General features: G+C 65.8%; 19 protein-coding genes. 12 read left to right on the top strand and 7 right to left on the bottom strand.

Annotated features, from left to right (window positions below; all coding sequences use genetic code 11):
* Nucleotides 1-132: 132 nt before the first annotated feature.
* Together miaB and CH285_RS20115 are read left to right on the top strand one after the other, a co-directional pair.
* Nucleotides 133-1,683 (top strand): tRNA (N6-isopentenyl adenosine(37)-C2)-methylthiotransferase MiaB, encoded by a 1,551-nt coding sequence (miaB, locus tag CH285_RS20120; protein ID WP_094643072.1) that lies wholly within the window; start codon nucleotides 133-135, stop codon nucleotides 1,681-1,683.
* Nucleotides 1,680-2,267, top strand: a complete 588-nt coding sequence (locus CH285_RS20115) for an Rv2732c family membrane protein (protein ID WP_032366619.1) — start codon at nucleotides 1,680-1,682, stop codon at nucleotides 2,265-2,267. Before miaB ends, CH285_RS20115 begins: the two co-directional genes overlap by 4 nt.
* 26 nt (nucleotides 2,268-2,293) lie before the next feature.
* On the opposite strand, the gene CH285_RS20110 is transcribed toward CH285_RS20115, so the two are convergent.
* Nucleotides 2,294-3,769 (bottom strand): DUF349 domain-containing protein, encoded by a 1,476-nt coding sequence (locus tag CH285_RS20110; RefSeq protein ID WP_230595122.1) that lies wholly within the window; start codon nucleotides 3,767-3,769, stop codon nucleotides 2,294-2,296.
* A 152-nt stretch (nucleotides 3,770-3,921) separates the two neighbouring features.
* On the opposite strand from CH285_RS20110, the gene CH285_RS20105 reads away from it, so the two are divergent.
* The 5 genes from CH285_RS20105 to CH285_RS20085 all read left to right on the top strand — a co-directional run bounded on the left by CH285_RS20105 (nucleotide 3,922) and on the right by CH285_RS20085 (nucleotide 9,178).
* Complete coding sequence (locus CH285_RS20105; RefSeq protein ID WP_032372567.1) at nucleotides 3,922-4,644, top strand: class III extradiol dioxygenase subunit B-like domain-containing protein; 723 nt, start codon at nucleotides 3,922-3,924, stop codon at nucleotides 4,642-4,644.
* Nucleotides 4,637-5,578: a tRNA (adenosine(37)-N6)-dimethylallyltransferase MiaA gene (gene miaA / locus CH285_RS20100; RefSeq protein ID WP_094622481.1), complete on the top strand. Its 942-nt coding sequence runs from the start codon at nucleotides 4,637-4,639 to the stop codon at nucleotides 5,576-5,578. The genes CH285_RS20105 and miaA overlap by 8 nt, the downstream gene beginning before the upstream one ends.
* Nucleotides 5,579-5,602: 24 nt before the next feature.
* Nucleotides 5,603-6,472 (top strand): diaminopimelate epimerase, encoded by an 870-nt coding sequence (gene dapF / locus CH285_RS20095; RefSeq protein ID WP_032372566.1) that lies wholly within the window; start codon nucleotides 5,603-5,605, stop codon nucleotides 6,470-6,472.
* 184 nt (nucleotides 6,473-6,656) lie between these two features.
* Entirely contained in the window at nucleotides 6,657-8,078 is a 1,422-nt protein-coding gene (gene hflX, locus CH285_RS20090; RefSeq protein WP_255032475.1) for a GTPase HflX, read from the top strand.
* Between the two features lie 5 nt (nucleotides 8,079-8,083).
* Entirely contained in the window at nucleotides 8,084-9,178 is a 1,095-nt protein-coding gene (locus CH285_RS20085) for a hypothetical protein (protein WP_094642982.1), read from the top strand.
* Here the strand turns inward: CH285_RS20085 and CH285_RS20080 are convergent.
* The 4 genes from CH285_RS20080 to CH285_RS20065 are packed head-to-tail and all read right to left on the bottom strand — an operon-like array spanning nucleotide 9,175 to nucleotide 13,313.
* Nucleotides 9,175-9,432, bottom strand: coding sequence for an HPr family phosphocarrier protein (locus CH285_RS20080; protein ID WP_027496848.1), 258 nt, complete (start codon nucleotides 9,430-9,432; stop codon nucleotides 9,175-9,177). The genes CH285_RS20085 and CH285_RS20080 overlap by 4 nt on opposite strands.
* 43 nt (nucleotides 9,433-9,475) lie before the next feature.
* Nucleotides 9,476-11,530, bottom strand: a complete 2,055-nt coding sequence (locus tag CH285_RS20075; RefSeq protein WP_094642981.1) for a PTS fructose transporter subunit IIABC — start codon at nucleotides 11,528-11,530, stop codon at nucleotides 9,476-9,478.
* A gap of 8 nt (nucleotides 11,531-11,538) precedes the next feature.
* Nucleotides 11,539-12,549, bottom strand: coding sequence for a 1-phosphofructokinase family hexose kinase (locus CH285_RS20070; RefSeq protein ID WP_032391491.1), 1,011 nt, complete (start codon nucleotides 12,547-12,549; stop codon nucleotides 11,539-11,541).
* Entirely contained in the window at nucleotides 12,546-13,313 is a 768-nt protein-coding gene (locus CH285_RS20065) for a DeoR/GlpR family DNA-binding transcription regulator (protein WP_027496851.1), read from the bottom strand. Before CH285_RS20065 ends, CH285_RS20070 begins: the two co-directional genes overlap by 4 nt.
* 242 nt (nucleotides 13,314-13,555) lie before the next feature.
* On the opposite strand from CH285_RS20065, the gene ptsP reads away from it, so the two are divergent.
* From ptsP to CH285_RS20050, 3 genes are all read left to right on the top strand, one after another.
* Nucleotides 13,556-15,223, top strand: coding sequence for a phosphoenolpyruvate--protein phosphotransferase (gene ptsP / locus CH285_RS20060; protein ID WP_094643071.1), 1,668 nt, complete (start codon nucleotides 13,556-13,558; stop codon nucleotides 15,221-15,223).
* Nucleotides 15,224-15,243: 20 nt separating this feature from the next.
* A complete protein-coding gene (locus CH285_RS20055; RefSeq protein ID WP_032400221.1) occupies nucleotides 15,244-16,515 on the top strand; it encodes a uracil-xanthine permease family protein in 1,272 nt (423 codons plus the stop codon).
* A 153-nt stretch (nucleotides 16,516-16,668) separates the two neighbouring features.
* On the top strand, nucleotides 16,669-17,811 hold the full coding sequence (locus CH285_RS20050) for an acyl-CoA dehydrogenase family protein (protein ID WP_027496854.1): 1,143 nt from the start codon (nucleotides 16,669-16,671) through the stop codon (nucleotides 17,809-17,811).
* Between the two features lie 79 nt (nucleotides 17,812-17,890).
* Here CH285_RS20050 and lexA read toward each other — a convergent pair whose 3' ends face one another.
* Nucleotides 17,891-18,574, bottom strand: a complete 684-nt coding sequence (lexA, locus tag CH285_RS20045; RefSeq protein ID WP_027496855.1) for a transcriptional repressor LexA — start codon at nucleotides 18,572-18,574, stop codon at nucleotides 17,891-17,893.
* Nucleotides 18,575-18,973: 399 nt separating this feature from the next.
* Here lexA and CH285_RS20040 point away from each other — a divergent pair, with 399 nt between their 5' ends.
* Both CH285_RS20040 and nrdR read left to right on the top strand, forming a co-directional pair.
* On the top strand, nucleotides 18,974-19,363 hold the full coding sequence (locus CH285_RS20040; RefSeq protein ID WP_045841797.1) for a hypothetical protein: 390 nt from the start codon (nucleotides 18,974-18,976) through the stop codon (nucleotides 19,361-19,363).
* Between the two features lie 99 nt (nucleotides 19,364-19,462).
* Complete coding sequence (gene nrdR / locus CH285_RS20035; RefSeq protein ID WP_027496857.1) at nucleotides 19,463-19,927, top strand: transcriptional regulator NrdR; 465 nt, start codon at nucleotides 19,463-19,465, stop codon at nucleotides 19,925-19,927.
* 12 nt (nucleotides 19,928-19,939) lie between these two features.
* Here nrdR and hrpA read toward each other — a convergent pair whose 3' ends face one another.
* A complete protein-coding gene (hrpA, locus tag CH285_RS20030; protein WP_094642980.1) occupies nucleotides 19,940-23,836 on the bottom strand; it encodes an ATP-dependent RNA helicase HrpA in 3,897 nt (1,298 codons plus the stop codon).
* Nucleotides 23,837-23,871 lie beyond the last annotated feature (35 nt).

The raw sequence follows: 23,871 nt of genomic DNA, 5'->3' as shown, positions 1-23,871 counted from the left end.
GTAATGGAAACTTTACTGTCGGCACGCTTAGCGCCTGCACAGTCCGCGGAGGGCCCCGTGACCCCGGCGTGTCCGCCCGTGCGATGGACGTACCCTGAAGGGGTGCAAACGAGTGTTTTTTCGACCGTGGACGTGACCGATCGCGGGAGCGTCGACCCCGAGACGGCCAGTGCCCCATCGGCGGCAGGTGCCCGCAGCTACGAGGTGCGCACACACGGCTGCCAGATGAACGTTCATGATTCCGAACGCCTGTCCGGGCTGCTCGAAGAGGCCGGTTACGTGCCCGCCGACGCCGGTACCGACGCAGATCTCGTCGTGTTCAACACGTGCGCTGTACGCGAGAACGCGGACAACAAGCTGTACGGAAATCTCGGCATGCTCCGGCCCGCGAAGACGCGGAACCCCAACATGCAGATCGCCGTCGGCGGTTGCCTGGCACAGAAGGACCGCAACACCGTCGTGGACAGGGCTCCGTGGGTGGACGTGGTCTTCGGTACGCACAACATCGGGTCGCTGCCGGTACTGCTCGAGCGCGCCCGGCACAACGAGCAGGCTCAGGTCGAGATACTCGAGTCTCTCGACGCCTTCCCGTCCACCCTGCCGGCCAAGCGGGAGTCCGCGTACGCCGGCTGGGTATCGATTTCGGTGGGCTGCAACAACACCTGCACGTTCTGCATCGTTCCGGCGCTGCGCGGCAAGGAGATCGACCGCAGGCCGGGCGACATCCTTGCCGAGGTACAGGCTTTGGTGGACCAGGGCGTGCTCGAGGTGACGCTGCTGGGGCAGAACGTCAACGCCTACGGTGCCTCGTTCGCCGACCCCGATCTGCCTCGCGACCGCGGGGCGTTCGCCGCGCTGCTGACCGCGTGCGGATCCATCGAAGGACTCGAGCGAGTGCGGTTCACGTCTCCGCATCCGGCCGAGTTCACCGACGACGTCATCGAGGCGATGGCATCGACCCCGAACATCTGTCCCACTCTGCACATGCCGCTGCAGTCCGGCTCGGACCGAATCCTCAAGGCGATGCGCAGGTCCTATCGACAGACGAAGTTCATCGGCATCATCGACAAGGTTCGCGCGGCCATGCCGCACGCGGCCATCACCACCGACATCATCGTCGGTTTCCCCGGTGAGACCGAAGAAGACTTCGAGCAGACGCTCGAGGTGGTGCGGCGTGCGAAGTTCGCCAACGCGTACACCTTCCAGTACTCCAAGCGGCCGGGCACCCCGGCGGCCGACATGCCCGATCAGGTACCGAAAGAGGTTGTACAGGAACGGTATCTGCGGTTGATCGCGTTGCAGGAGGAGATCGTCCTGGCCGCGAATCAGGCCCTGATCGGCACCGAGGTCGAATTGCTCGTCGCCACCGGTGAGGGGCGCAAGAACAACGCAACTCATCGGATGAGCGGACGAGCCAGGGACGGCCGACTGGTGCACTTCGCCGTCGACGCCGAGCGGGCGGGCGACATTCGCCCGGGCGACGTCGTCACGACGACCCTGACCGCCGCGGCCCCGTACCACCTGATCGCCGACGCCGGAGTGCTGACGCACCGACGGACCGCGGCAGGCGACGCCCACGAACGCGGCATCATGCCGAAGACGGCCCCGATCGGGGTCGGTCTCGGACTTCCCTCGATCGGTGCCCCGGCACCGCTTCCGGTTCAGACAGGATGCACCGTATGACAGACACAGATGGACCCGATCGCGTCGTACCCTCGCGAACCGCCGAGGAACTCGGACGAACCGAGCGAGCGGTGATGACCGAGCTGGATCCGGGAGCGCGAGCCATGGTGGTGGCCGGTCTTGTGCTGGTTCTGTTGGTCACGTTCGCGTTGCCGCACACCGGATCGGCCACCGGATTCGACGTGCTGACGGGCAGCGACGCAGCGGTCGCGGAATCGATTGCCCTGCCGTCGCGCGTTTTCGTCGTGCTGGTGCTGACGTTCGGTGTGGTGATGTCGGTGCTCGCGCTGGTCACCCGCGTCTGGGCGCTGGCCTGGGCCGCCCTCGCCGGGTGTGCGGTGTCGTCGGTGTACGGGATGCTCTCGATCTGGACGCGGCAGACCGTGCCGGACAACCTGCAGGGCGGCGGACCGGGCATCGGTCTCGTCATTGCGTGGATCGCGGTGATGGTGCTGACGTTCCATTGGCTCAAAGCCGTATGGAACAAGACCAACTCTCAGCTCGCCGCTCAGGAACAGCGCCGTATCGCGGCGGCGTCGGGCGAGCAGAAGCTACGCCTGTGGGACGGCCACTCGAACCCCTGAGTTCATGTGGCCGCCCGCACTGCAGGTCACAACTCGTCGACGGCACTTTCCGCGGCATCGGCCCATTCACGCCACTGCTGGGCCTGCGCACGCGCCCGTTCGGCGTCCTTGGTCTTGCCTGCCGCCGTCGCCTTGGCCGCTTGATCCTCGAACTGGGCCACTCGCTCACGGAACTGAGCCGCGCGGGCAACCGCCTCGGGGTCGGACCGACGCCACTGAGACTCCACGGCGTCGTGGACGGTCTTCTCGATCGCGCGGAGCTTGCCTTCGAGTTCCTGCATCTTCTCGCGCGGAACCTTGCCGATGGCGTCCCACTTGTCCTGCAGATCACGCAGCGCCGCACGAGCAGCGTCGAGGTCCTTGCTCGGATCGATATGTGTCTTCGCCAACAATGCTTCCTTGGCCTCGGCGTTGGCCTCGAATTCCGCGTCGCGCTCCGACGCCGCGGCGTTGCGTGCCGCGAAGAACACGTCCTGGGCGGCCTTGAAGTTCTTCCACAATGCGTCGTCGGCGTCCCGCGGAGCTCGGCCCGACGCTTTCCACTCCACCAACAGGTCTCGGAATGCGGCTGCAGTGGGACCCCAATCGGTGGACGAGGACAACGCTTTTGCGCGCTCGACCAGCTCTTCCTTGCGGGTCTTGGCTGCTCCTCGCTCCCGATCGAGATCGGCGAAATGCGCACCACGACGCCGGTTGAAGTTCTCCCTGGCCTTCGAGTACCGCTTCCACAGCGCATCGTCGATCTTTCGATCCACCCCGCGGATCGTCTTCCATTCGTCCAGAATTTCGCGCAGCCGATCCCCGGCATGCTTCCACTGCGTCGATTCACTGCCGATCTGCTCGGCCTCGGCGGCGAGGGCTTCCTTACGGGCAGTGTGCTCGGCGCGTTCGAGCTCTTTCTCCTGCTTGGCGACCGCCGCTGCTGCGTCGGAGTGCTCGACGACGGCGTGGAGTCGGCGAGCCAGCAGATCGAGGTCGCCGATCACCGCAGCCGTCGGAAGGCTCTCCAGCAGCGCCGAGGCCGCAGCCTTGGTTTTCTTGGCATCACCGGTACCCGACGTCAATCGGGCTTCGAGCAGTCCGACCTCGGTGGCCAGATCGTCGTAGCGCCGCCCGAAATGCGCGAGGCCTTCCGCTGCGTCGCCCGCTTGCCAGGAGCCGACCTGACGCTCGCCGTCCGAGGTGCTCACCCACGCGGTGCCGTCGTCGTCGACCCGGCCGTACTTGCTCGGATCGCTCGCCGGCGCGACCACGGTGGGCACATGCGCGGCCGTCGGGTGTGGCTTGGCTGCCGAGGAGCCACCGGGGCGGGGTGCGCCGGGACGAGGAGAAGCAGAACTCGGTCCGCCGGGCTTCGGTCCGCCGCCGGGCTTGGGGCCGCCACCTGGCTTGGGTCCTCCGGTCGAAGGTGTAATGGTCGCGTCACCACCGGAATGATCGGCGGGTGCAACCGACGACGGGGCGTCGGGGGTGGTGGGGGTACCGGCGTTCGGGTCGGTCATTGTTCCTCATCTCTGCCGCGCGTCACGGCTGCCTACGATCGCGATCTGGACACCATTGAACTCGGTGACGACCGATCGGACCATTGAAACAGCTCAGACGGTTCGAGGTGGACTCGTCCGGCCAAGTCGCGTCACCGACTAGCGTGATACGTGTGTTCTGTGCCGCGGCCCTGGTGCCCTCTCCGCCGTTACTGGTCCCCGAACTGATGGGCCGGGCAGCAGCCGAGGCAACCGAGCTTCGGGCCGCTGCTGTGTCTGCTGTCGAGCAGCTGTCCGCGGTGGCCGACCGGTGGCTCGCGGTCGGCGTCGACGACGGCGAGGGGCGTTACGACGAGACGACGGTCGGCACCATGCGTGGGTACGGCGTCGATGTGGAGGTGCGGCTGTCCGGTTCGCCGGCACGGTCCGGGCCGGACCCCGAGTTGCCGCTGGCGGTTCTCCTCGCCGGCTGGCTGCGCGGTGCGGCGGCGGCCGACAGGGCAATCGAGGTCCGCACGGTACCCGCGGACGCGAGCGCACGATGGTGCTCGCACGCTGGGATGCAACTGCGCCGCGAACTCGACGCGTCCGACGACAGGTGGGGAGTGTTGGTGCTGGCAGACGGCGCGAACACCCTCACCCCGAAGGCACCGGGGTCGTTCGATTCGCGCGCCGCGGACGTGCAGCGTCGCATCGACGATGCTCTTGCCACCGCCGACGTCGACGCCCTCGCGGAGCTCGACGAGGGCCTCTGCGCAGCGATCGGCGTGCGGGGCCGACCGGCCGTGCAGATGCTCGCCGCACTCGTGGGAACCGACCCCGTCTCGACGACCGAGCTGTATCGGGGCGCACCGTTCGGTGTCGGATACTTCGTCGGAGTCTGGTCCCGTGGCTGACGAAACCGGGGCGACCGCCGAGGATTCGGCCACGACACCGGTGGCAGTGATCGGACCGACCGCAGCGGGCAAATCGGACCTGGCGCTGGACCTGGCCGAGGAGCTGGGCGGGGAGATCGTCAACATCGACGCGATGCAGCAATACCGGGGGATGGACATCGGTACCGCGAAAGTGACCGTGCCGGAGCGCCGCGGCATCGTGCACCATCAGCTCGATGTGCTCGAGGTCACCGATATCGCGACGGTGGCGCGTTACCAATCTGCTGCCGTCGCCGACGTCGAGAACATTCGATCCCGTGGCCGTCGGCCGATCATCGTGGGCGGTTCGATGATGTACGTCCAATCACTGCTCGACGAATGGGCCTTTCCCGCCACGGACCCGGTCGTCCGGGCCAAGTGGGAGGCGGTGCTCGAACGCGACGGAGTCGACGCGATCCACCGCGCTCTGACGGAGGTCGACCCGGACGCTGCCGCGTCGATCCTGCCCACGGACGGACGGCGGATGGTGCGGGCCTTGGAAGTGGTCGAATTGACCGGTCGGCCTTTCGCGGCCTCGGCCCCCGTCATCGGTGAACCGCGCTGGGGCACGGTGGTGCTCGGCGTCGACCGCGACACCGCAGAGTTGGACGAGAGGATCGATCTGCGTACTCGGCGCATGTTCGATTCCGGGTTGCTCGACGAGGTCGAAGGGTTGCTGGAGCTCGGCCTGCGCGACGGGGTGACGGCGTCACGGGCGATCGGCTACGCCCAGGCGCTCGATGTGCTGGCCGGGGAATACGACGTCGACCATGCACGTGAGCGGACGTTCATCGGCACCAGGCGCTATGTGCGCCGCCAGCGGTCGTGGTTCCGCCGCGACGAACGAGTGCGGTGGCTCGACGGCGCATCGCCCACCCTGCGGTCGGATGCGCTGTCCGCGATCGAACTCGGCTAGGTCGGTCCCCGTAGACTCGCCGACATGGAATTCGCCAAGGGCCACGGAACGCAGAACGATTTCGTCGTGCTGCCGGATCCCGGTGCCGAGCTCCAACTCACCAGGTCGGCGGTCACGGTGCTGTGTGATCGACGGCAGGGGATCGGCGCCGACGGGGTACTGCGTGTCGCGCGCGCCGGGGTGCTGCGGGACGCGGGTGTACTCGATCGAATCCCGGCCGGTGTCGAGGCCGACGACTGGTTCATGGACTACCGCAACGGTGACGGCACCATCGCCGAGATGTGCGGAAACGGGGTCCGAGTCTTCGCGCACTACCTGCGAGTCCACGATCTCGAGCAGCGCGATCAATTCGTGGTCGGCTCTCGCGCAGGCGCACGTGCGGTGACGGTGCACTCGTACGACGAGACCGATGCCGACGTGACCGTGGCCATGGGCGACGTCACCCTGCTGGGTTCGAGCGCGACGACCCTGGCCGGTGCAGCGTACGAGGGGATCGGCGTCGATGTCGGCAACCCGCATCTGGCCTGCGTCGATCCCACGCTGAACCGCACCGCGTTGCGGGCGCTGGACTTCACCGCTCCGCCGACTCTCGATTCCGAGTTCTTTCCCCACGGTGCGAACGTCGAGATTCTGACCCGGCTCGACGACGGTGCAGTCGAGATGCGCGTCTTCGAACGCGGCGTCGGAGAGACACGCTCGTGTGGCACCGGAACCGTCGCTGCCGCCGCTGCCGCGCTCAGTTACGAGGGGCTCGAGACCGGAGACGTGAGTGTCGGTGTGCTCGGCGGTCGGGTCCGAGTGGCCATCGACCACGTCGGTGCAACCCTGCGCGGACCGTCGGTACTGCTCGCCCGGGGAGAGGTCGACGACCGTTGGTTCGCCGGTCAGTCCTGACCGTCGCGCCGGCTCCGAGCGAAACCCGCGTGCACACGCTGGGCTTTTCGTGGATCATGGGAGTTGTATGACGAACTCACATGAAACATCACCTGCGGGCGAACCGGTCGACCATGATGCCGACGGTTCACCCGATACCGCATCTGCATGGACCCGCGAGGAGTCCGACGCATGGTCGAGGCGGATGGCGCGCTCACCCCTCGACGATGACTCCCCGTCCTCGGGCGATATGCAACTCGAGGAGCGGACTGCGCTGCGACGAGTCGCCGGACTGTCGACCGAGCTCGCCGACGTCACCGAGGTCGAGTACCGGCAGTTGCGCCTCGAACGCGTCGTACTGGTCGGAGTATGGACCACCGGTACTGCGGCACAGGCCGAATCCAGCATGACCGAACTGGCCGCGCTCGCCGAGACTGCAGGCTCCGAAGTACTCGAGGCGCTGATGCAGCGCCGGGACAAACCCGACGCTGCAACCTACATCGGCTCGGGCAAAGCCAAGGAACTGCGCGACATCGTGCTCGCGACCGGGGCCGATACCGTGATCTGCGACGGCGAACTGACGCCCGCCCAGCTCAATGCGCTGGAAAAGGTCGTCAAGGTCAAGGTCATCGATCGAACCGCACTGATCCTCGACATCTTCGCGCAGCACGCGACGTCACGAGAAGGCAAGGCACAGGTCGCCTTCGCCCAGATGGAATACATGTTGCCCAGGCTCCGCGGCTGGGGTGAATCCATGTCGCGTCAGGCGGGTGGACGCGCCGGTAGCAACGGCGGCGTGGGTCTTCGTGGACCGGGTGAGACGAAGATCGAGACCGATCGCCGACGCATCCGTGAGCGCATGGCCAAGCTCCGCCGTGAGATCAAAGGCATGAAGCAGGCTCGCGACACCAAACGCGAGCAGCGGCTCAGTGGCACGGTGCCGTCGATCGCGATCGTCGGATACACCAATGCGGGCAAGTCGAGTCTGTTGAACGCGCTGACCGGTTCCGGTGTGCTGGTTCAGAATGCGCTGTTCGCAACCCTCGATCCGACGACCCGGAAGTCGACGCTCGAAGACGGCCGCGCCATCGTGCTGACCGATACCGTCGGATTCGTCCGGCACTTGCCGACCCAGCTGGTCGAGGCCTTCCGCTCCACGCTGGAGGAAGTGACCGACGCCGACCTGTTGCTGCACGTGGTCGACGGTTCCGATCCGCTACCGATCGATCAAATCAAAGCAGTACGCGAATTGATCACCGAGGTGGTCCGCGAGCAGGACGCGAAGATGCCACCGGAGTTGTTGGTGGTCAACAAGATCGACGCCGCAGATCCGGTCCAGCTGACGCAGTTGCGTGGCCTGCTCGACGGCGCACGATTCGTCTCGGCCAAGACCGGTGAAGGCATCGATGCACTGCGGGATCACCTCGGCGACATTCTGTCCGAGCCCGATGTGTTGGTCGACGTCCTCGTCCCGTACACCCGCGGCGACCTGGTCGCCCGGATCCACACCGACGGCCGAATAGTGCAATCGACGCACGAGGCGGACGGCACGCGCGTCGAAGCTCGTGTGCCGCAATCACTTGCGGCCGCCCTCGTCGAGTTCACCGCGACCGTACCCAGCGCCTGAGTTCGGTGAATCCGCGCGCAGTGGTGCGTGGTGGTGCCGCGGCCGTGGTCGGCACGGCGATCGTGCTGACCTGTGCATCGACCGCCCTGGCCGCGCCGGTCGACGTTGCAACCTACTGTCTACCAACCGATCCCGGACTCGACGAGCTGTCCGGTGCGACGGTGCTCGACGGCACCGTATACGGGATCGGCGACAGCGGTGCCGACGATCGGGTGGCGGTGCTCGACGCGAATTGTGCGGTGCAGCGCTGGATCGACGTTCCCGTCGACCCGTACGACGTGGAGGACATGGCGTCGTACGACGGCTCACTGTGGTTGGCCGACATCGGCGACAATCAGTTGCGCCGCGACACTGTGGCACTGACGCGAATGGACCCGGAAACAGGCGCGGGCGAGCTGTATCGACTGGCCTACCCCGACGGCGCACACGACGCCGAGACACTGCTCATCGAACCCGGCGGTCGGCCGGTGATCGTCACCAAGGAACTCTCGGGTGTCAGCGGGGTATACGTACCGACCGGAGACGAATCCGTCACCGATCTGAGCAGTCCGGGCCCGACGCCGCTGCGCAAGGTCGGTGAGATGGCTTTCACGGCCACCGGTACGGCCGGTGGGCCGCCGTTCGTGGTCGGCTCGATCCTGGCTACCGGGGGAGCGGTGAGTGCAGACGGATCGACCGCCGTGGTGCGCACGTACACCGATGCGTATGTGTTCCGTCCGCCCGACGGGGACGTCGCGTCGGCGCTGGTCGACCCCACCTCACCCCGAGCCGTCGTCGCGCTACCGGCTCAGCCACAGGGCGAGGCGGCGACGTTCCTGGACGACGGTTCCCTTCTGCTCGCGTCGGAAGCCGGGTTCGCACCGACCGACGGAACGCTGCCGCCCATTCTGAAGATTCCGAACCTGACGTCGGTGGAGCTGTCGACACCTTCGGCTACGCCGGCGTCGCCGACCCGCGATCCTGCTGCTCCTGCGGCACCCGCACAGACGACGACAGCGACGGACTCGGAATGGGAATTCCGAGCTGCCGTCGCTGCCGGGGTGGTGCTGATCGCCGGAGCGGTGGGATTCACCGTCCGGCGATCGATGCGCTCTGGTTAGGCGTCCAGGTCTGCTTCGACGAGTGCTGCAACTTTGTCGAGTGCTGCTTGGTCGTCGCTGGTGACGGTGACTTCGGTGCCCTTGGTGGCGCCGAGCGTCATGATCATCAGGGCCGAACCGGCGTCCACCGGCTCGGAGTCCGCTGTTGCCAGTGTGACGTCGACTCCGGCTTCGGCTACGGCATCGGCGATCAGTGCTGCGGGGCGGGCGTGCAGGCCGATCGAGGATCCGACTGCGACTGTGGTGCTGGGCATGTGCTGCTCCTTGCGTAGTGGGTTCGTTGGATCGTATCGAGCGTCAGACGGTGGCGAGTGCCGGGTCGAGTTCGGCGTCGGTCGGTGCGTTCTTGCCCTTGATGAACTGCTTGGCGGAGACCACCAGGAATGCGGAGACGATGGTGCCCACGGCCAGCGAGACGATGAACCACAAGATGTTTCCGATGGCGAAGAACACGAAGATCCCGCCGTGGGGCGCACTGAGGGTGACGTTGAAGGCCATGATCATGGCCCCGGTGACTGCGCCACCGGCCATCATCGACGGGATGACGCGGAACGGATCGGCCGCGGCGAACGGAATTGCCCCCTCGGAGATGAATGCTGCTCCGAGGAACCAGGCAGCTTTACCGTTCTCGCGCTCGGAATCGGTGAACAGACGCGAACGAACGGTCGAGGCCAGTGCCATGGCCAGGGGCGGCACCATTCCTGCCGCCATGACCGCTGCCATGATGCGCAGTGAGGCGGTGTCGGTGACCGACAGGCCTGCAGTGGCGAATGCGTAGGCCGCCTTGTTGACCGGTCCACCGAGGTCGAAGCACATCATCAGGCCGAGAATGATGCCGAGGATGATCACCGAGGAACCGCTGAGTCCGTTGAGCCAGTCGGTCAGTCCGCTGGTGATGGCGGCGAGCGGCTTGCCGAGCAGCAGGAACATGATGGCACCGACGATGAGTGTTGCGAACAGCGGAATGATGACAACCGGCATCAGGCCGCGCAGAACTGCGGGGATCTTCCACTTGCTGATCCACAGTGCGACGAAGCCGGCGATGAGGCCACCGACGAGACCGCCGATGAAGCCTGCGCCCACTAGCACAGCCACTGCGCCGGCGGTGAAACCTGGTGCCAGACCTGGTCTGTCGGCTATGGCATAGGAAATGTAACCGGCCAGCGCGGGCACCAGGAAGCTGAAGGACAGCGCGCCGATCTGGAACAGCACGGCACCGAGGTAGGCGGCGATTCCGCCTTCGGGCAGCGAGGTGATGGAGTTGTTGACGACGATGTCCTCGGCGACATCCTTGATTTCGTACCCACCGAGCAGGAATCCGAGGGCGATCAGGAGCCCACCGGCGGCGACGAACGGAATCATGTAGCTGACGCCGGTCAGCAGGATCTGACGCAGTCGAGTGCCCCAGCTGAGTTCACCGGCAGAGTCGGTGGAGCCGGCCGCGACGGCGGTGCCGCCGACGCGAGCAGCATCCGGGTTGAGAGCTGCGCGGAGCGCTTCGGTGACCATGACGTCGGGCTCGTTGATGGCGCGCTTGACGCCGGAAGAGATGACGGGCTTACCGGCGAATCGCTCACGGCCCTTGACGCCCACGTCGGTGGCGAAGATGACGGCCTCGGCACCGGCGATGAGTGCGGGGTCGAGGGGCGTGCTGCCGCTCGAGCCCTGAGTTTCGACATGCACCGTGACACCCGCGCGCTCGCCTGCGGCGACGAGTGAATCGGCAGCCATGTAGGTGTGCGCAATCCCGGTGGGGCAGGCGGTGATTGCCACGATGTGCTTGGGCGAGGCGGTTGTTGCCGTCTCGGGGGTGGCTGTAGGCGCACTGTGCTTCGCAGTGTCGACCGGCGCAGCTGCAGCGGTTGCGGCAACCGGCTTGGCGGCCGGGTTGATGACTCCGTCGACCAGCGAGACGATCTCGGCGGGTGAGGACGCGTTGCGCAGTGAGGTGACGAATTCGGGCTTGACCAGTGCCCGAGCCAGGCTCGAGAGCAGCTTCATGTGCGCCGAACCGGCTCCGGCCGGTGCAGCGATGAGGAAGACGAGGTCGGCGGGGCCGTCGGGGGCACCGAAGTCGACCTTGGGGTTCAGGCGGGCGAAGCCGAGCGAGGCGCTCGTGACCGCCTCGGAACGGCAGTGCGGAATTGCGATGCCGCCGGGCAGGCCGGTGGCCGACTGGGCCTCGCGAGCAAGGGCTGCGTCGCGCAGGGCGTCGGTGTCGGTTGCGCGACCCGCGTGGGCCAGCACGCCTGCGAGGCGTTCGATGACGGCAGCTTTGGATTCGCCCAGATCGGCGTCGAGGAGGATCAGATCCTCGGCGATGATCGGCTGATCTTCGGTGGGGCTGGACATGGGGGCTCCTAGAGACGGTTCGAAGAAGGGGAGAGCGTGGACGGGGTGACGGACGTGGAGATGTCGAGCGCGCGAACCGTCACCGAAGTCGGATGGGTCTGCTCGGGCAGGGGAAGCGTGGTGCCTGGAAGTGCGGTGGCTGCCGTTCCGTAGGCGACGGCGCGGCGAAGTTTGTCTGCGTCGGAACAGTTCTCGACGTCGGCCAGAATGTAGCCGGCCAGCGAGGAGTCTCCTGCGCCGACGGTGCTGACGGCGGTGATCGGAGGTGGGCTGGCGTACCAGGCACCGCCCTGGGTGACCAGGACTGCTCCGGCGCTGCCGAGCGTCGCCAGTACGGCACCTACTCCTCGGCCGAGAAGAATCGTTGCGGCGGCGACAGCGGCCGATGGATCACCCTGTGCCGCAGCGCTTTCCAGCTCCACGGAATCGTACCCGGTGAGCTGGGCGAGTTCCTCCGAATTGGGCTTGATCAGGTCGGGTGCCGATTCCGGAAACCGATCTGCGAGAGCGAGCAGCGGCTCGTCGGAGGTGTCCACCGCAACTTTGGCCGTGGTAGCGCGAAGGGCGACAACCAGTTCCGCGTACCACTCGACGGGCAGGCCGGGAGGAAGCGAACCCGACAGCACCACCCACTCGGCATCGACAGCGAGCGTGAGAATCCGGTCTCGCAGCTCGGCGCGTGTCTGCTCCGACACCGTTGCACCCGGCTCGTTGATCTTGGTGGTCGTGCCACCGATTTCGCTGACGGTGATGTTGGTGCGCGCCGGTCCGGACGTCGGAACTGCCGAGTATCGAACGCCTTTGGCGGACATTGCGTCGAGTATTGGATCGCCGACGTTGGCCGGGAGTACGGCCAGCGCCTCTACTCCCGATCCGCCGATGACGCGAGCGACGTTGACGCCCTTGCCGCCCGGGTCGACGGCCGAGGACGACGCCCGGTGCACGCCGCCGCGGGTCAGCGGCGTCTCGAGCGTGACCGTGCGGTCCATGCTCGGATTGGCCGTGAGCGTGACCATCATGCGATCACCACCTCGATTCCTTTGTTGCTGAGTTGTTTACGGTCTTCGTTCGAGATGTCGCTGTCGGTGACGATGACGTCGATGGTGTCTACTCGGGCGAAACTCACCAGGTGCTCGCGGCCGATCTTCGACGAATCTGCCAGCACGACAACATGGTTCGCGGCGTCGACCATGGCGCGCTTGACCGCGGCTTCGTCGCTGTCGGGGGTGGACAGTCCGTGTCCGACGCTGATGGCGTTGGTTCCGATGAACGCAACGTCCACCCGTAGCCATTCGAGGGCGCGCAGTGCCTCGTCGCCCACAGCGGCCTGTGTCGTTCCTCGAACACGCCCGCCGAGCAATCGAAGACTGATGCTCGGCATGGTTGCGGCCCGGGCTGCGATCGGTACGGAGTTGGTGACCATGGTGAGTTCGCGATCGTGCGGTAGCAGTCCCGCCAGGCGGCCGGTGGTGGTGCCCGCATCGAAGACGGCGCTGCCGCCGACGGGTGGGAGGAACGACAATGCAGCCGCTGCGATCGCGTCCTTCTGGTCTGCGCGGGTGAATTCCCGCTCCGAAACGCCCGGCTCGAGTGTGGTCAGCGCCGAGGCGGGTACTGCTCCACCGTGCACGCGGCGTACCACTCCGAGTCGATCGAGGGTGGCCAGATCGCGTCGCACGGTCTCTGTGGTGACGCCGTAGTTGGCGGCCAGGTCGTTGACGGAGACGCGTCCTTGCGTGCTGATCAGCTCAGCGATGGCGTGCTGTCTTTCTTCTGCGTACACCTGCGTCTCCTTCCCGGTTGATGTTGCTTTATGTTGTTTTACGCCCGTGTGTGTTGACATGTCAAGGGTTTGGAGTAATCTCGGTCACAACATCATCGGGAAGCCAGGTGCGGCACACTCATCTGACATCCGGGACGACAGACGTACACGCAGGATCCGAGGAGGACCACATGACGGGATCGGTCAGCACCGCATCGACCGGACACACCGATGCAACACCTGCTGCAGATGGGACGTCGTCGATCGGAGCGGAGTCCACGACACTGCGCGGCACACCCGTCGTGCCCGGAGTCGGCTACGGACCCGTCATCCGTCCCGGGGCACGTCCGGCCATCCCGGCCGACACCGGTGAGGTGGCCGAAGCCGATCGGGAGTCCGAGAAGGCTGTGTTCGATGCAGCGGCGAACGCCGTCGCCACTCGATTGCGCGGACGCGCAGAGCTGGCGACAGGAGCCGCTTCGGAGGTGCTGTCGGCCAACGCCGCGATGGCAACCGACCGCGGATGGCTCGGTGCCGCTCGCGCCTCGATCGCCAAGGGCAACACCGCCGTCACCGCCACTGCTGCCGCGACCGAAAAGTTCGCCGCCATGTTCACCCAGCTCGGCGGATTGATGGCCGAACGAGTGACCGATCTGCGCGACATTCGCGATCGCGTCATCGCCGAAATTCTCGGTGTTCCCGAGCCCGGAGTTCCTGTGCCGGCCGAACCGTCGGTGCTGTTCGCCGACGATCTGGCACCCGCCGACACCGCAGGCCTCGACCCCACCCTCATCGTCGGCCTCGCCACCTCACTGGGCGGTCCGACCAGCCACACCGCGATCATCGCCCGCCAGCTGGGCATTCCGTGCATCGTCGCCGTGGCCGGCCTCGACGACATCGCTGCAGGTACGAACGCATCCGTCGACGGAACCAGCGGCCGCATCGAACTCGAACCCGACGCCGACTCGGCCCGCGCAGCAGTCGTCTCGGCCAGGGACGAATTGGACCGAGTGTCCCAGTGGGTCGGTCCCGGTACCACCGCCGACGGCCATCCCGTCGATATCCTCGCCAACGTTCAGGACGGCGCCGGTGCCCGCGCAGCGCGCTCCAGCGCAGCCGACGGGGTGGGATTGTTCCGCACCGAACTGTGCTTTCTGGACCGCGATTCCGAACCGACCGTCGACGAGCAAGCGGAGATCTACGGCCAGGTCCTCGACGCGTTCGCAGGCAAGAAAGTCGTCGTCCGCACCCTCGACGCCGGCTCGGACAAGCCCCTTCGATTCGCCAACCACCCCGACGAGGCCAATCCGGCGCTCGGCATCCGCGGTATCCGTATCGCCGAAGCCGACCGCGGCATCCTGTACCGCCAGCTCGACGGCATCGCCGCGGCAGCCAAGGCGACCGAGTCCTCGCCGTGGGTGATGGCACCGATGATCGCCACCGCGCAGGAAGCACAGGACTTCGCCGCGGATGTGCGCGAACGCGGACTGACCCCGGGCGTCATGATCGAGATTCCCGCTGCCGCTCTGCTCGCCGAGCACATCCTCGAGCACGTGGACTTCCTGTCCATCGGCACCAACGATCTGGCTCAGTACACGATGGCCGCCGACAGGATGTCGGCGCAGCTGGCCGGTCTGACCGATCCGTGGCAACCGGCCGTGCTCGCACTGGTGGCGCACACGGCCGCGGCCGGCGCGAAGGTGGGCAAGCCCGTCGGTGTCTGCGGCGAAGCTGCCGCCGACCCCCTGCTGGCCTGTGTGCTGGTAGGAATGGGCATCACGTCGTTGTCCGCGGCCTCCGCCGCCGTCGCCCACGTCGGGTCCAAGTTGGCGACCGTGACCCTCGATCAGTGCAAGGCCGCTGCTGCCGCTGCACTGAAGACCGACAGCACGGCCGCAGCCCGTGAGGCAGTGAGCGCGATCCTCGGGTGACGCAATAGTCTCTTCCCATCATGAGAACTATGGGTTGGACGCTGCACGGAAACGGACGAACCGTCGACGCGGGGGCGGTGGTCGCACCGGACGAACGGTTGTCGTGGCCACGCACTGTCGGCATCGGGATGCAGCACGTCGTCGCGATGTTCGGGGCCACACTGTTGGTTCCGACCATCACCGGGTTCCCGGTCTCGACGACGCTGCTGTTCTCGGGCATCGGTACTGCGCTGTTCCTGATCATCACGCGCGGGCGGGTGCCGAGCTACCTCGGGTCGTCGTTCGCCTTCCTGGCCCCGCTCGGTGCGACCGCAGCCGACGGACCCGCCGCGCAGCTCGGTGCCGTTCTGTGTGTCGGCGTCGTGCTGGCTGCGATCGGCTTCGTCGTGAAGTTCGCCGGAGCGCGGGTACTCGACGCAGCGATGCCGCCCGTCGTCACCGGTGCGGTGGTCGTATTGATCGGGCTCAATCTGGCCCCTGCCGCGACGACCTCGTTCGAGGCGCAACCGCTCGTCGCGGCCGTCACCCTGGTGGCGATTCTCCTCGCGACGGCCGTCGGTCCCGGTCTGGTGGGTCGGCTCGGAATCCTGCTCGGCGTCGTCGTGGGCTGGGTATTCGCTGCCGTCACCGGCGGTATCGCGCAACCACGACTCGATGCTCTGAGCGCCGCGAGCTGGATCGGGTTACCCGAGTTCCGTGGCCCGTCCTTCCAGCTGTCGGTGATTCTGGTGGCGCTGCCGGTGGTGATCGTCCTCGTCGCCGAGAACGTCGGACACGTCAAAGCCGTCGCGGCGATGACCGGAAAGAACCTCGACGACGTTGCCGGTGACGCTCTGATCGCCGATGGGTTGGCGACCACCCTCGCCGGGGCCGCCGGTGGATCGGGAACCACCACGTACGCGGAGAACATCGGCGTCATGGCCGCTACCCGCGTGTACTCGACCGCCGCGTACTGGGTTGCCGCGATCACCGCGATCGTGTTGGCGTTCTCGCCCAAGTTCGGTGCGCTGATCTTCACCGTCCCGGACGGTGTCATCGGTGGAGCGACACTCGTGCTCTACGGACTCATCGGACTGCTCGGCGTTCGAATCTGGACCGATGCCAAGGTGGATTTCACCGATCCCGTGAACCTCACCGTCGTCGCCGCCGCACTCGTCGCCGGAATCGGCGACCTGACGCTCTCCGTCGGATCGGTCGAACTCGGTGGTATCGCGTGGGGATCGCTGGGCATCCTCGTGGGATACCCGATCGTCTCGGCGTTGGCCCGAGGGAGAACGACTCGACGACGCTAGCAGGGGCGGTCACGGATCGCGCGCGTTTTGGTCATCGACCCTCGGTGCACCGCGAACGTACTGTTGAACCGTGACGTCAGTCGCACCGACGACCGCGCTGTGACACCCCTTTCTCGCGGTCGACGACGGTGCGCACCGAACAAGGAGACCCGCGTGGAACGCACACTTTTCGAGCCCGAGCACGAGCTGTTCCGGGAGTCGTACCGGAAGTTTCTCGAACAGCACGTAGCCCCCAATCACGCGAAGTGGGAAGAGCAGAACATCGTCGACCGCGGCGTCTGGGTAGAGGCCGGCAAGCAGGGCTTCCTCGGGACTGCCGCACCGGAGGAGTTCGGCGGCGGCGGCGTCAAGGACTTCCGCTACAACGCCATCGTCACCGAGGAAACCACCCGCGGCGGCTACAGCGGCATCGGCTTCACCCTGCACAACGACGTCGTCGCGCCGTACTTCATCGAGTTGGCCAACGACGAGCAGAAGCAGCGGTGGCTGCCCGGATTCTGCTCCGGTGAGCTGATCACCGCGATCGCCATGACCGAGCCGGGTACCGGTAGCGACCTGCAGGGCATCAAGACCAAGGCCGTTCGGGACGGCGACGACTGGGTACTGAACGGCTCGAAGACGTTCATCACCAACGGCATCAATGCCGATCTGATCATCGTCGTAGCGTGCACCGACCCCGAGAAAGGTGCCCAGGGCTTCAGCCTGTTGGTCGTGGAGCGCGACATGCCCGGATTCGAGCGTGGTCGCAACCTCGACAAGATCGGCATGAAGGCCCAGGACACTGCGGAACTCAGCTTCACCGACGTTCGGGTTCCTGCCGCCAACCTGCTCGGCGAAGAAGGTATGGGCTTCATCTACCTGATGCAGAACTTGCCTCAGGAGCGGCTCTCGATTGCCGTCGTCGCCGCTGCGGCCATGGAATCGGCACTGGAAATGACCATTCAGTACTGCCGTGACCGCAAGGCATTCGGTAAGTCGATCGGAAAGTTCCAGAACACGCGATTCGTGTTGGCGGAACTCGCTACCGAAACCACCGCCACCCGCATCATGGTCGACAAATTCATCGAACTGCTCAACGACGGCAAGTTGACCGTGCAGGAAGCTGCCATGGCCAAGTGGTGGACCACCGAGAACCAGGTCAAGCTCATCGACCGGTGCCTTCAGCTGCACGGTGGGTACGGCTACATGAAGGAGTACCCGATTGCCAAGGCGTACATGGATTCTCGGGTACAGACCATCTACGGCGGCACCACGGAGATCATGAAGGAGATCATCGGTCGCGGACTGAATCTCTGATTCTTTCCATCGTTCAGGACCGAAGAGAAGGGCCGCAGCATCTGTGCTGCGGCCCTTCTTCGTTGTGTCCGAACAGAGTTCAGAGCTTGCGCATCACGGTGACGACCTTGCCGAGAATGGCGGCATTGTTGCCCGGGATCGGCTCGAACAGTGGGTTGTGCGGCATGAGCCATACCTCACCCTTGGAACGCTTGAACGTCTTGACCGTGGCCTCACCCTCGATCATCGCCGCGACGATGTCGCCGTTGTCGGCCACGGACTGTTGACGCACCACCACCCAGTCGCCGTCGCAGATCGCCGCGTCGATCATGGACTCGCCGACGACCTTGAGCAAGAACAACGATCCCTGACCGACCAACTCGCGGGGGAGCGGGAACACGTCCTCGACGGCTTCCTCCGCCAGAATCGGACCACCCGCGGCGATCCGTCCGAGAACCGGCACGAACGTCGGCGTCGGCAACCGATCCTGCTCGTCGGACGCTGCCGAACCGTCCACCGCCGCCGCGGCCTGGTCGGCCTGCACCTCGTCCAGTCCGCGGACGTCCACAGCGCGAGGGCGGTTGGCGTCGCGCCGCAGGAACCCCTTGCGTTCGAGGGTGCGAAGCTGATGTGCGACGGACGACGTCGACGTCAGGCCCACGGCATCGCCGATCTCTCGAATGCTGGGTGGGTATCCGCGCTCGGTGACCGAGGCCCGGATGACCTCCAACACCTTCCGTTGGCGCTCGGTGAGCCCTGCACTGATGTCGGTGCCCACCTCCATGGCCTTCGGGGTCGGCTCGGCAGCCGGCTTTCCGGCTGCAGCCTTGCCGACCGTCGAGGATCCGGCTCGCGTGGAACCAGCTTTCGTGGAACCCGTCGTACTGGAACCGGTGATGGACCTCGTCGAGGTCTCGTCCTTCATGCTGTCGGCCTCCTGCTGATGCGGCTGGATTCGGTCTACGCGGTATCGATCCACGCGGACTGGAGTTGATGATGTCGACTCGTGTGGCGTGTGGTTTCTGACACGAATCTAGCGTGTATCAGCTGTTGAATCAAACATCTGTTCGACTCGTGTCGCGTTTTCTACAGACTTTGTCGGAGGCGCGTGATAGAACTTCGAACAAGCGTCCATCGAACGCCTGATCGAACAATCGATCCAACGAGCGAAGACGAGGTTCCGATGACCATCACCACCGATCGTCCCACCACTGCCGGTATGCGTTCGCGATCCGGTGTCGTCGAGCGTCGTCGGCGCTCGCGGCCCGTGTTGCAGAACCACGCGCGTCGGACGCAGAACGGCCCGTGCTTGCCTGTCGTGGACGAGTCCTGGGCCGACGTCACCGATCGCGAGATGGCGGATCGAGACTTCGACGACACCTCGGCCCATTTCGCGAGCCAGACCGTGCGCCCACGCTCTCTCGTTCTGTGGATGTTGGCTGTGATCGTCGTGGCCGGCGGTCTGATCGGCATTGCGAATCTGAGCGCGACCACACCCGACGCGGCCACTCAGCCCGCCGGCGCGGTCATGGTTCACGACGGAGCGCTCGTCGAGTACGCACCCAGCAGATGACCACCGGCACCATGGTGCCCAGCGTGGCTGAGTATCCTCGAAGACTGCCCCGACGCGCACGTTCGTCGTCGGTGTATCGGCTACGACGGAGGCTCCCTCATGCATTGCCCGTTCTGCAGGCACCCCGACTCACGCGTGGTGGATTCGCGTGAAATGGACGAGGGTCAGGCAATACGGCGACGCCGGTCCTGCCCCGAGTGCGGTCGACGCTTCACCACCGTGGAGGCCGCCGTGCTCGCCGTCGTGAAACGCAGTGGTGTGACCGAGCCGTTCAGTCGGGAGAAGGTCGTCAAAGGAGTTCGTCGCGCCTGCCAGGGCAGAGACGTCGACAACGACGCGCTGAACCTGCTGGCTCAGCAAGTCGAAGACAATATTCGCGCGGCCGGTTCGGCCGAGATTCCCAGCAACGAAGTGGGCCTGGCCATTCTCGGACCGCTACGCGATCTCGACGAAGTGGCCTACCTCCGTTTCGCATCGGTCTACCGCTCGTTCAGTTCGGCAGAGGACTTCGAGAAGGAAATTCACGAACTCCGCAAACATCGAGAGTCCGCCGACGTCGAGTGAACCGCGGGCCGATCAGCGAGACTGATCGGCGATCGCCTTCTCGATGCGCTTCTCCGATACCGGATACGCGGTACGAATTCCCTGCGCGAACAGCCCCACCCGCAGCTCCTCGATCATCCAGAACAGCTCCTGCACACCCGGGCTGTTCTTCCTGCTCTCCGGAAGCGAATCCAACAGCCGCCCGTACGAGCCGTACACCCGGTCGAGAACGTCCATCGCCGCAGCGTCGCGGCCCGCGCTGCTCGGCAGAGTGGACAGCCGCTTCGTCGCCGCAGCGAGATAGCGTGGCAGATCTGCCAACCGTCGAGAACCGAATTCGGTGACGAAACCGCGAAAGATCAAGCCGTCGAGCTGTTCTCGGACATCGTCGGCCGGCTCACCCGATGCGGTCTGCAACTGGGCCGACAGAGCCAACGCGGCCGTCAGGACCGGTCGAACCAGTGCGAGAACAGCAGCAGTACGCCGCGGAACCTCCGCGTCCACCAGTGCCCTGAGCTTGTCGAACTCGGCCGGATCGCGAACCGGTCCGCCGTGCGCGTCCATCGCTTCTTCCACAGCGAGCGCACGGCATTCCTCGAGCAGCGCATCGACGCCGCCGTACGGGTTCTGGCCGAGCGCAAGACGTTCGGCGGTCGGCAGCCCGGCCAACAGCGCCTTCGTTCCCTTCGGTGCCGTAGCGAGCAGCAGAGTGCGGGTGCCCGCGCGCATGGCTGCTCGTTGCTGGGCGGGGGTACTGAGCACTCGCACCGCCACGCCCGAACCCTCGGGTACCAACGCCGGGTACCCGGTGACCTTCTGCCCGCCCACGTCTCGGGTGACCGTGGGTTCCAAGCGGCCCAACGTGCCCGAGGTCCACGCCAGCGTCGGGGCGCGCTCCGCGTCGCCGACCGCACGTGCAACCTGTCGGCCGACCTCACCGGCCAGACCGGCGCGCAGCGCAGTCAGATCCTTGTTGCTGCCGAGCACGGTCCCGGACGGGTCGACCGCGGCGAACGTCATTCGCAGGTGATCGGGTAGCGCCGCAGTGTCGAAGTCCTTCGCGGTGATGTGGCACTGTGCGGCCCGTGAGAGTTCTCGGGCCAGAGCCGTCACGAGTGTTTCGGCCCGCGGTTTCATCACTGCCAACGCTGCCGCAGCGAAGTCCGGAGCCGGAACCACGTTGCGTCGCAATGCCTTCGGTAGAGTCTTGATCAAGGCGGTGACGAGCTCGGCGCGCATCCCGGGCACCAGCCAGTCGAAGCCGACCGGCTGTACCTGAGCGAGCAGTGCGATGGGAATCCGCGCTGTGACGCCATCAGCGGCCGTGCCGGGCTCGAATTGATACGTCAGTGGGAATTGGATGTCACCCTGTCGCCACGCGTCCGGATACGCACCCGTCAGTACCGACGCGGCGTCCGAGTTGACGACGGTGTCCGTAGTGAAGTCGAGCAGGGACGGATCTTGCCGGCGGGCCTTCTTCCACCAGGTGTCGAAGTGTCGCGCAGACACGGCTTCCGGGGCGATGCGAGCGTCGTAGAAATCGAACAGTGCGTCGTCGTCGACGACGATGTCCCGTCGCCGAGCGCGATGTTCGAGCTCGCCGACGTCGTCGAGCAGAGCCCTGTTCTTGTGAAAGAACCCGTGCTGGGTCTTCCATTCGCCCTGAACCAGGGCATGCCTGATGAAGAGCTCGCGAGACGCCTCGGGATCGATGCGGTGATAGTTGACCGGGCGCTGCGTCACCAACGGGATGCCGTACAACGTCACCCGTTCGTAGGCCAGCGCCGATTCCCGTTTGATCGACCAGTGTGGTTCGGAATACGTGCGCTTCACCAGGTGCGGTGCCAACCGTTCGGCCCATTCCGGTTCGATGCGGGCGGCCATCCGGCCCCACAGTCGTCCGGTCTCGACCAGTTCTGCAGCCATGACCCAGCGCGGTGGCTTCTTGAACAGACCTGACCCGGGGAAGATCGCGAAATGTGCTCCGCGGGCACCCAGAAATTCACGCTTGTCGCCCTCTCTGAGGCCGACGTGCGAGAGCAGGCCGGACAGCAGGGACTGATGCAGTGCGTTCTCGCTCGACTCTGCGTCGGGCACCGTCCATCCGAGGCCGCGGGTGATCTGGCGGAGTTGTCCGTGCAGGTCCTGCCATTCGCGGATCCGCAGGTAGTGCAGGAACTCGGTGCGGCACATGCGTCGGAACTGGTTGGAAGACAGCTCGTCTCGCTGCTGCCGCAGGTACTTCCACAGCTGCACGTACGCCAGGAAGTCCGAATTCTCGACGGCGAAACGGGCATGCTTCTCGTCTGCAGCCTGTTGGTGCTCGGCGGGACGCTCCCGCACGTCCTGAATCGACAACGCCGCCACCACCACCAGCGCATCACGAAGCGATCCGTTGCCGTTGGCCTCGACCAACATTCGGGCCATTCGAGGATCGACAGGAAGGGCGGACAGTTCGCGGCCGATCGGGGTGAGCTCGGCAGTGCCGTCCTTGGTGGCCGGCTTCAGTGCTCCGAGTTCTTCCAGCAAGCCGATACCGTCGCGGATGCTGCGTGGATCCGGCGGCTCGACGAAGGGAAACGCGTCGATCTTGCCCAATCCGAGCGCGGTCATCTGCAGAATGACCGAGGCCAGATTGGTGCGCAGAATTTCCGGCTCGGTGAACTGCGGACGAGACTCGAAGTCTTCCTCCGAGTACAACCGGATACAGATCCCGTCGGCGACGCGTCCGCAGCGACCCGCCCGCTGGCGCGCAGACGCCTGTGAAATCGGTTCGATGGGCAGCCGCTGCACCTTGGTGCGCAACGAGTATCGCGAGATGCGCGCGGTGCCCGGGTCCACGACGTAGCGGATGCCGGGGACCGTCAGCGACGTTTCGGCCACGTTCGTCGACAGCACGACCCGGCGTCCCGAGTGCGGTGAGAACACCCGATGCTGTTCGGCGGCAGAGAGTCTGGCGTACAGCGGCACGATCTCGGTGTTGCGGAGATTGCGATCGGCCAGCGCGTCCGCGGTATCGCGAATTTCGCGTTCACCGGACAGGAACACCAAGATGTCGCCGTCACCCTCGGACATCAGCTCGTCGACGGCCTGGCAGGTGGCATCGACGGGATCGAGGTCGATCGTCGTGTCTCCCGCGTCGACCGTCAGAGGTCGATACCGCATCTCGACCGGGAACGTACGGCCGGATACCTCGATGATCGGTGCTGCGACCCCGTCGCGTGCGAAGTGTTGCGCGAATCGCTCCGGATCGATGGTCGCCGACGTGATGACGATCTTGAGATCGGGTCGCCGGGGGAGCAGTTGCGCGAGGTATCCCAGGATGAAGTCGATGTTCAGGCTGCGCTCGTGCGCCTCGTCGATGATGAGGGTGTCGTACTGGCGGAGCAGTCGGTCGCGTTGGATCTCGGCCAGCAGAATGCCGTCTGTCATCAGCTTGACGAGGGTCGAATCCGAGGACTGGTCGGTGAATCGAACCTTGTAGCCGATCGATTCGCCCAGTGGTTGACCCACCTCCTCGGCGATGCGCTCGGCAACGGTGCGCGCCGCCAACCTTCGGGGCTGCGTGTGACCGATCGAGCCGCGGATTCCGCGCCCCAGTTCGAGGCAGATCTTGGGAATCTGGGTGGTTTTGCCGGACCCGGTTTCACCGGCGACGATGACGACCTGGTGGGCAGCGATCGCTGCGGCGATGTCGTCCTTGCGCGCGCTGACGGGCAACGCCTGCGGATATTCGAGGGTGGGCACTGCCGCCTGGCGTGTGGAGATGACGGCTTCCGCGCGAGCTACGTCGCGTTCGAGCGCGGCGACGGCGTCCTCGGTGCGGGCCTTGTCGAGACGTCGTCGGAGCCGGTTCTCGTCGCGGATGGTGAGCTGTGCAACACGTGCGGCGAGTGCTCGTCGATCACCGGACGAATTCGAGGTAGACATACTCGTACCAGGATATCCGTTACGCGGTACTCACC

The sequence above is a fragment of the Rhodococcus sp. 05-2256-B1 genome, assembly GCF_002258465.1.
Taxonomy (GTDB): Bacteria; Actinomycetota; Actinomycetes; order Mycobacteriales; family Mycobacteriaceae; genus Rhodococcoides; species Rhodococcoides fascians.
The sequence above is the reverse complement of the archived record's forward strand: the minus strand, read 5'-3'. Positions and strand labels throughout refer to the sequence as shown.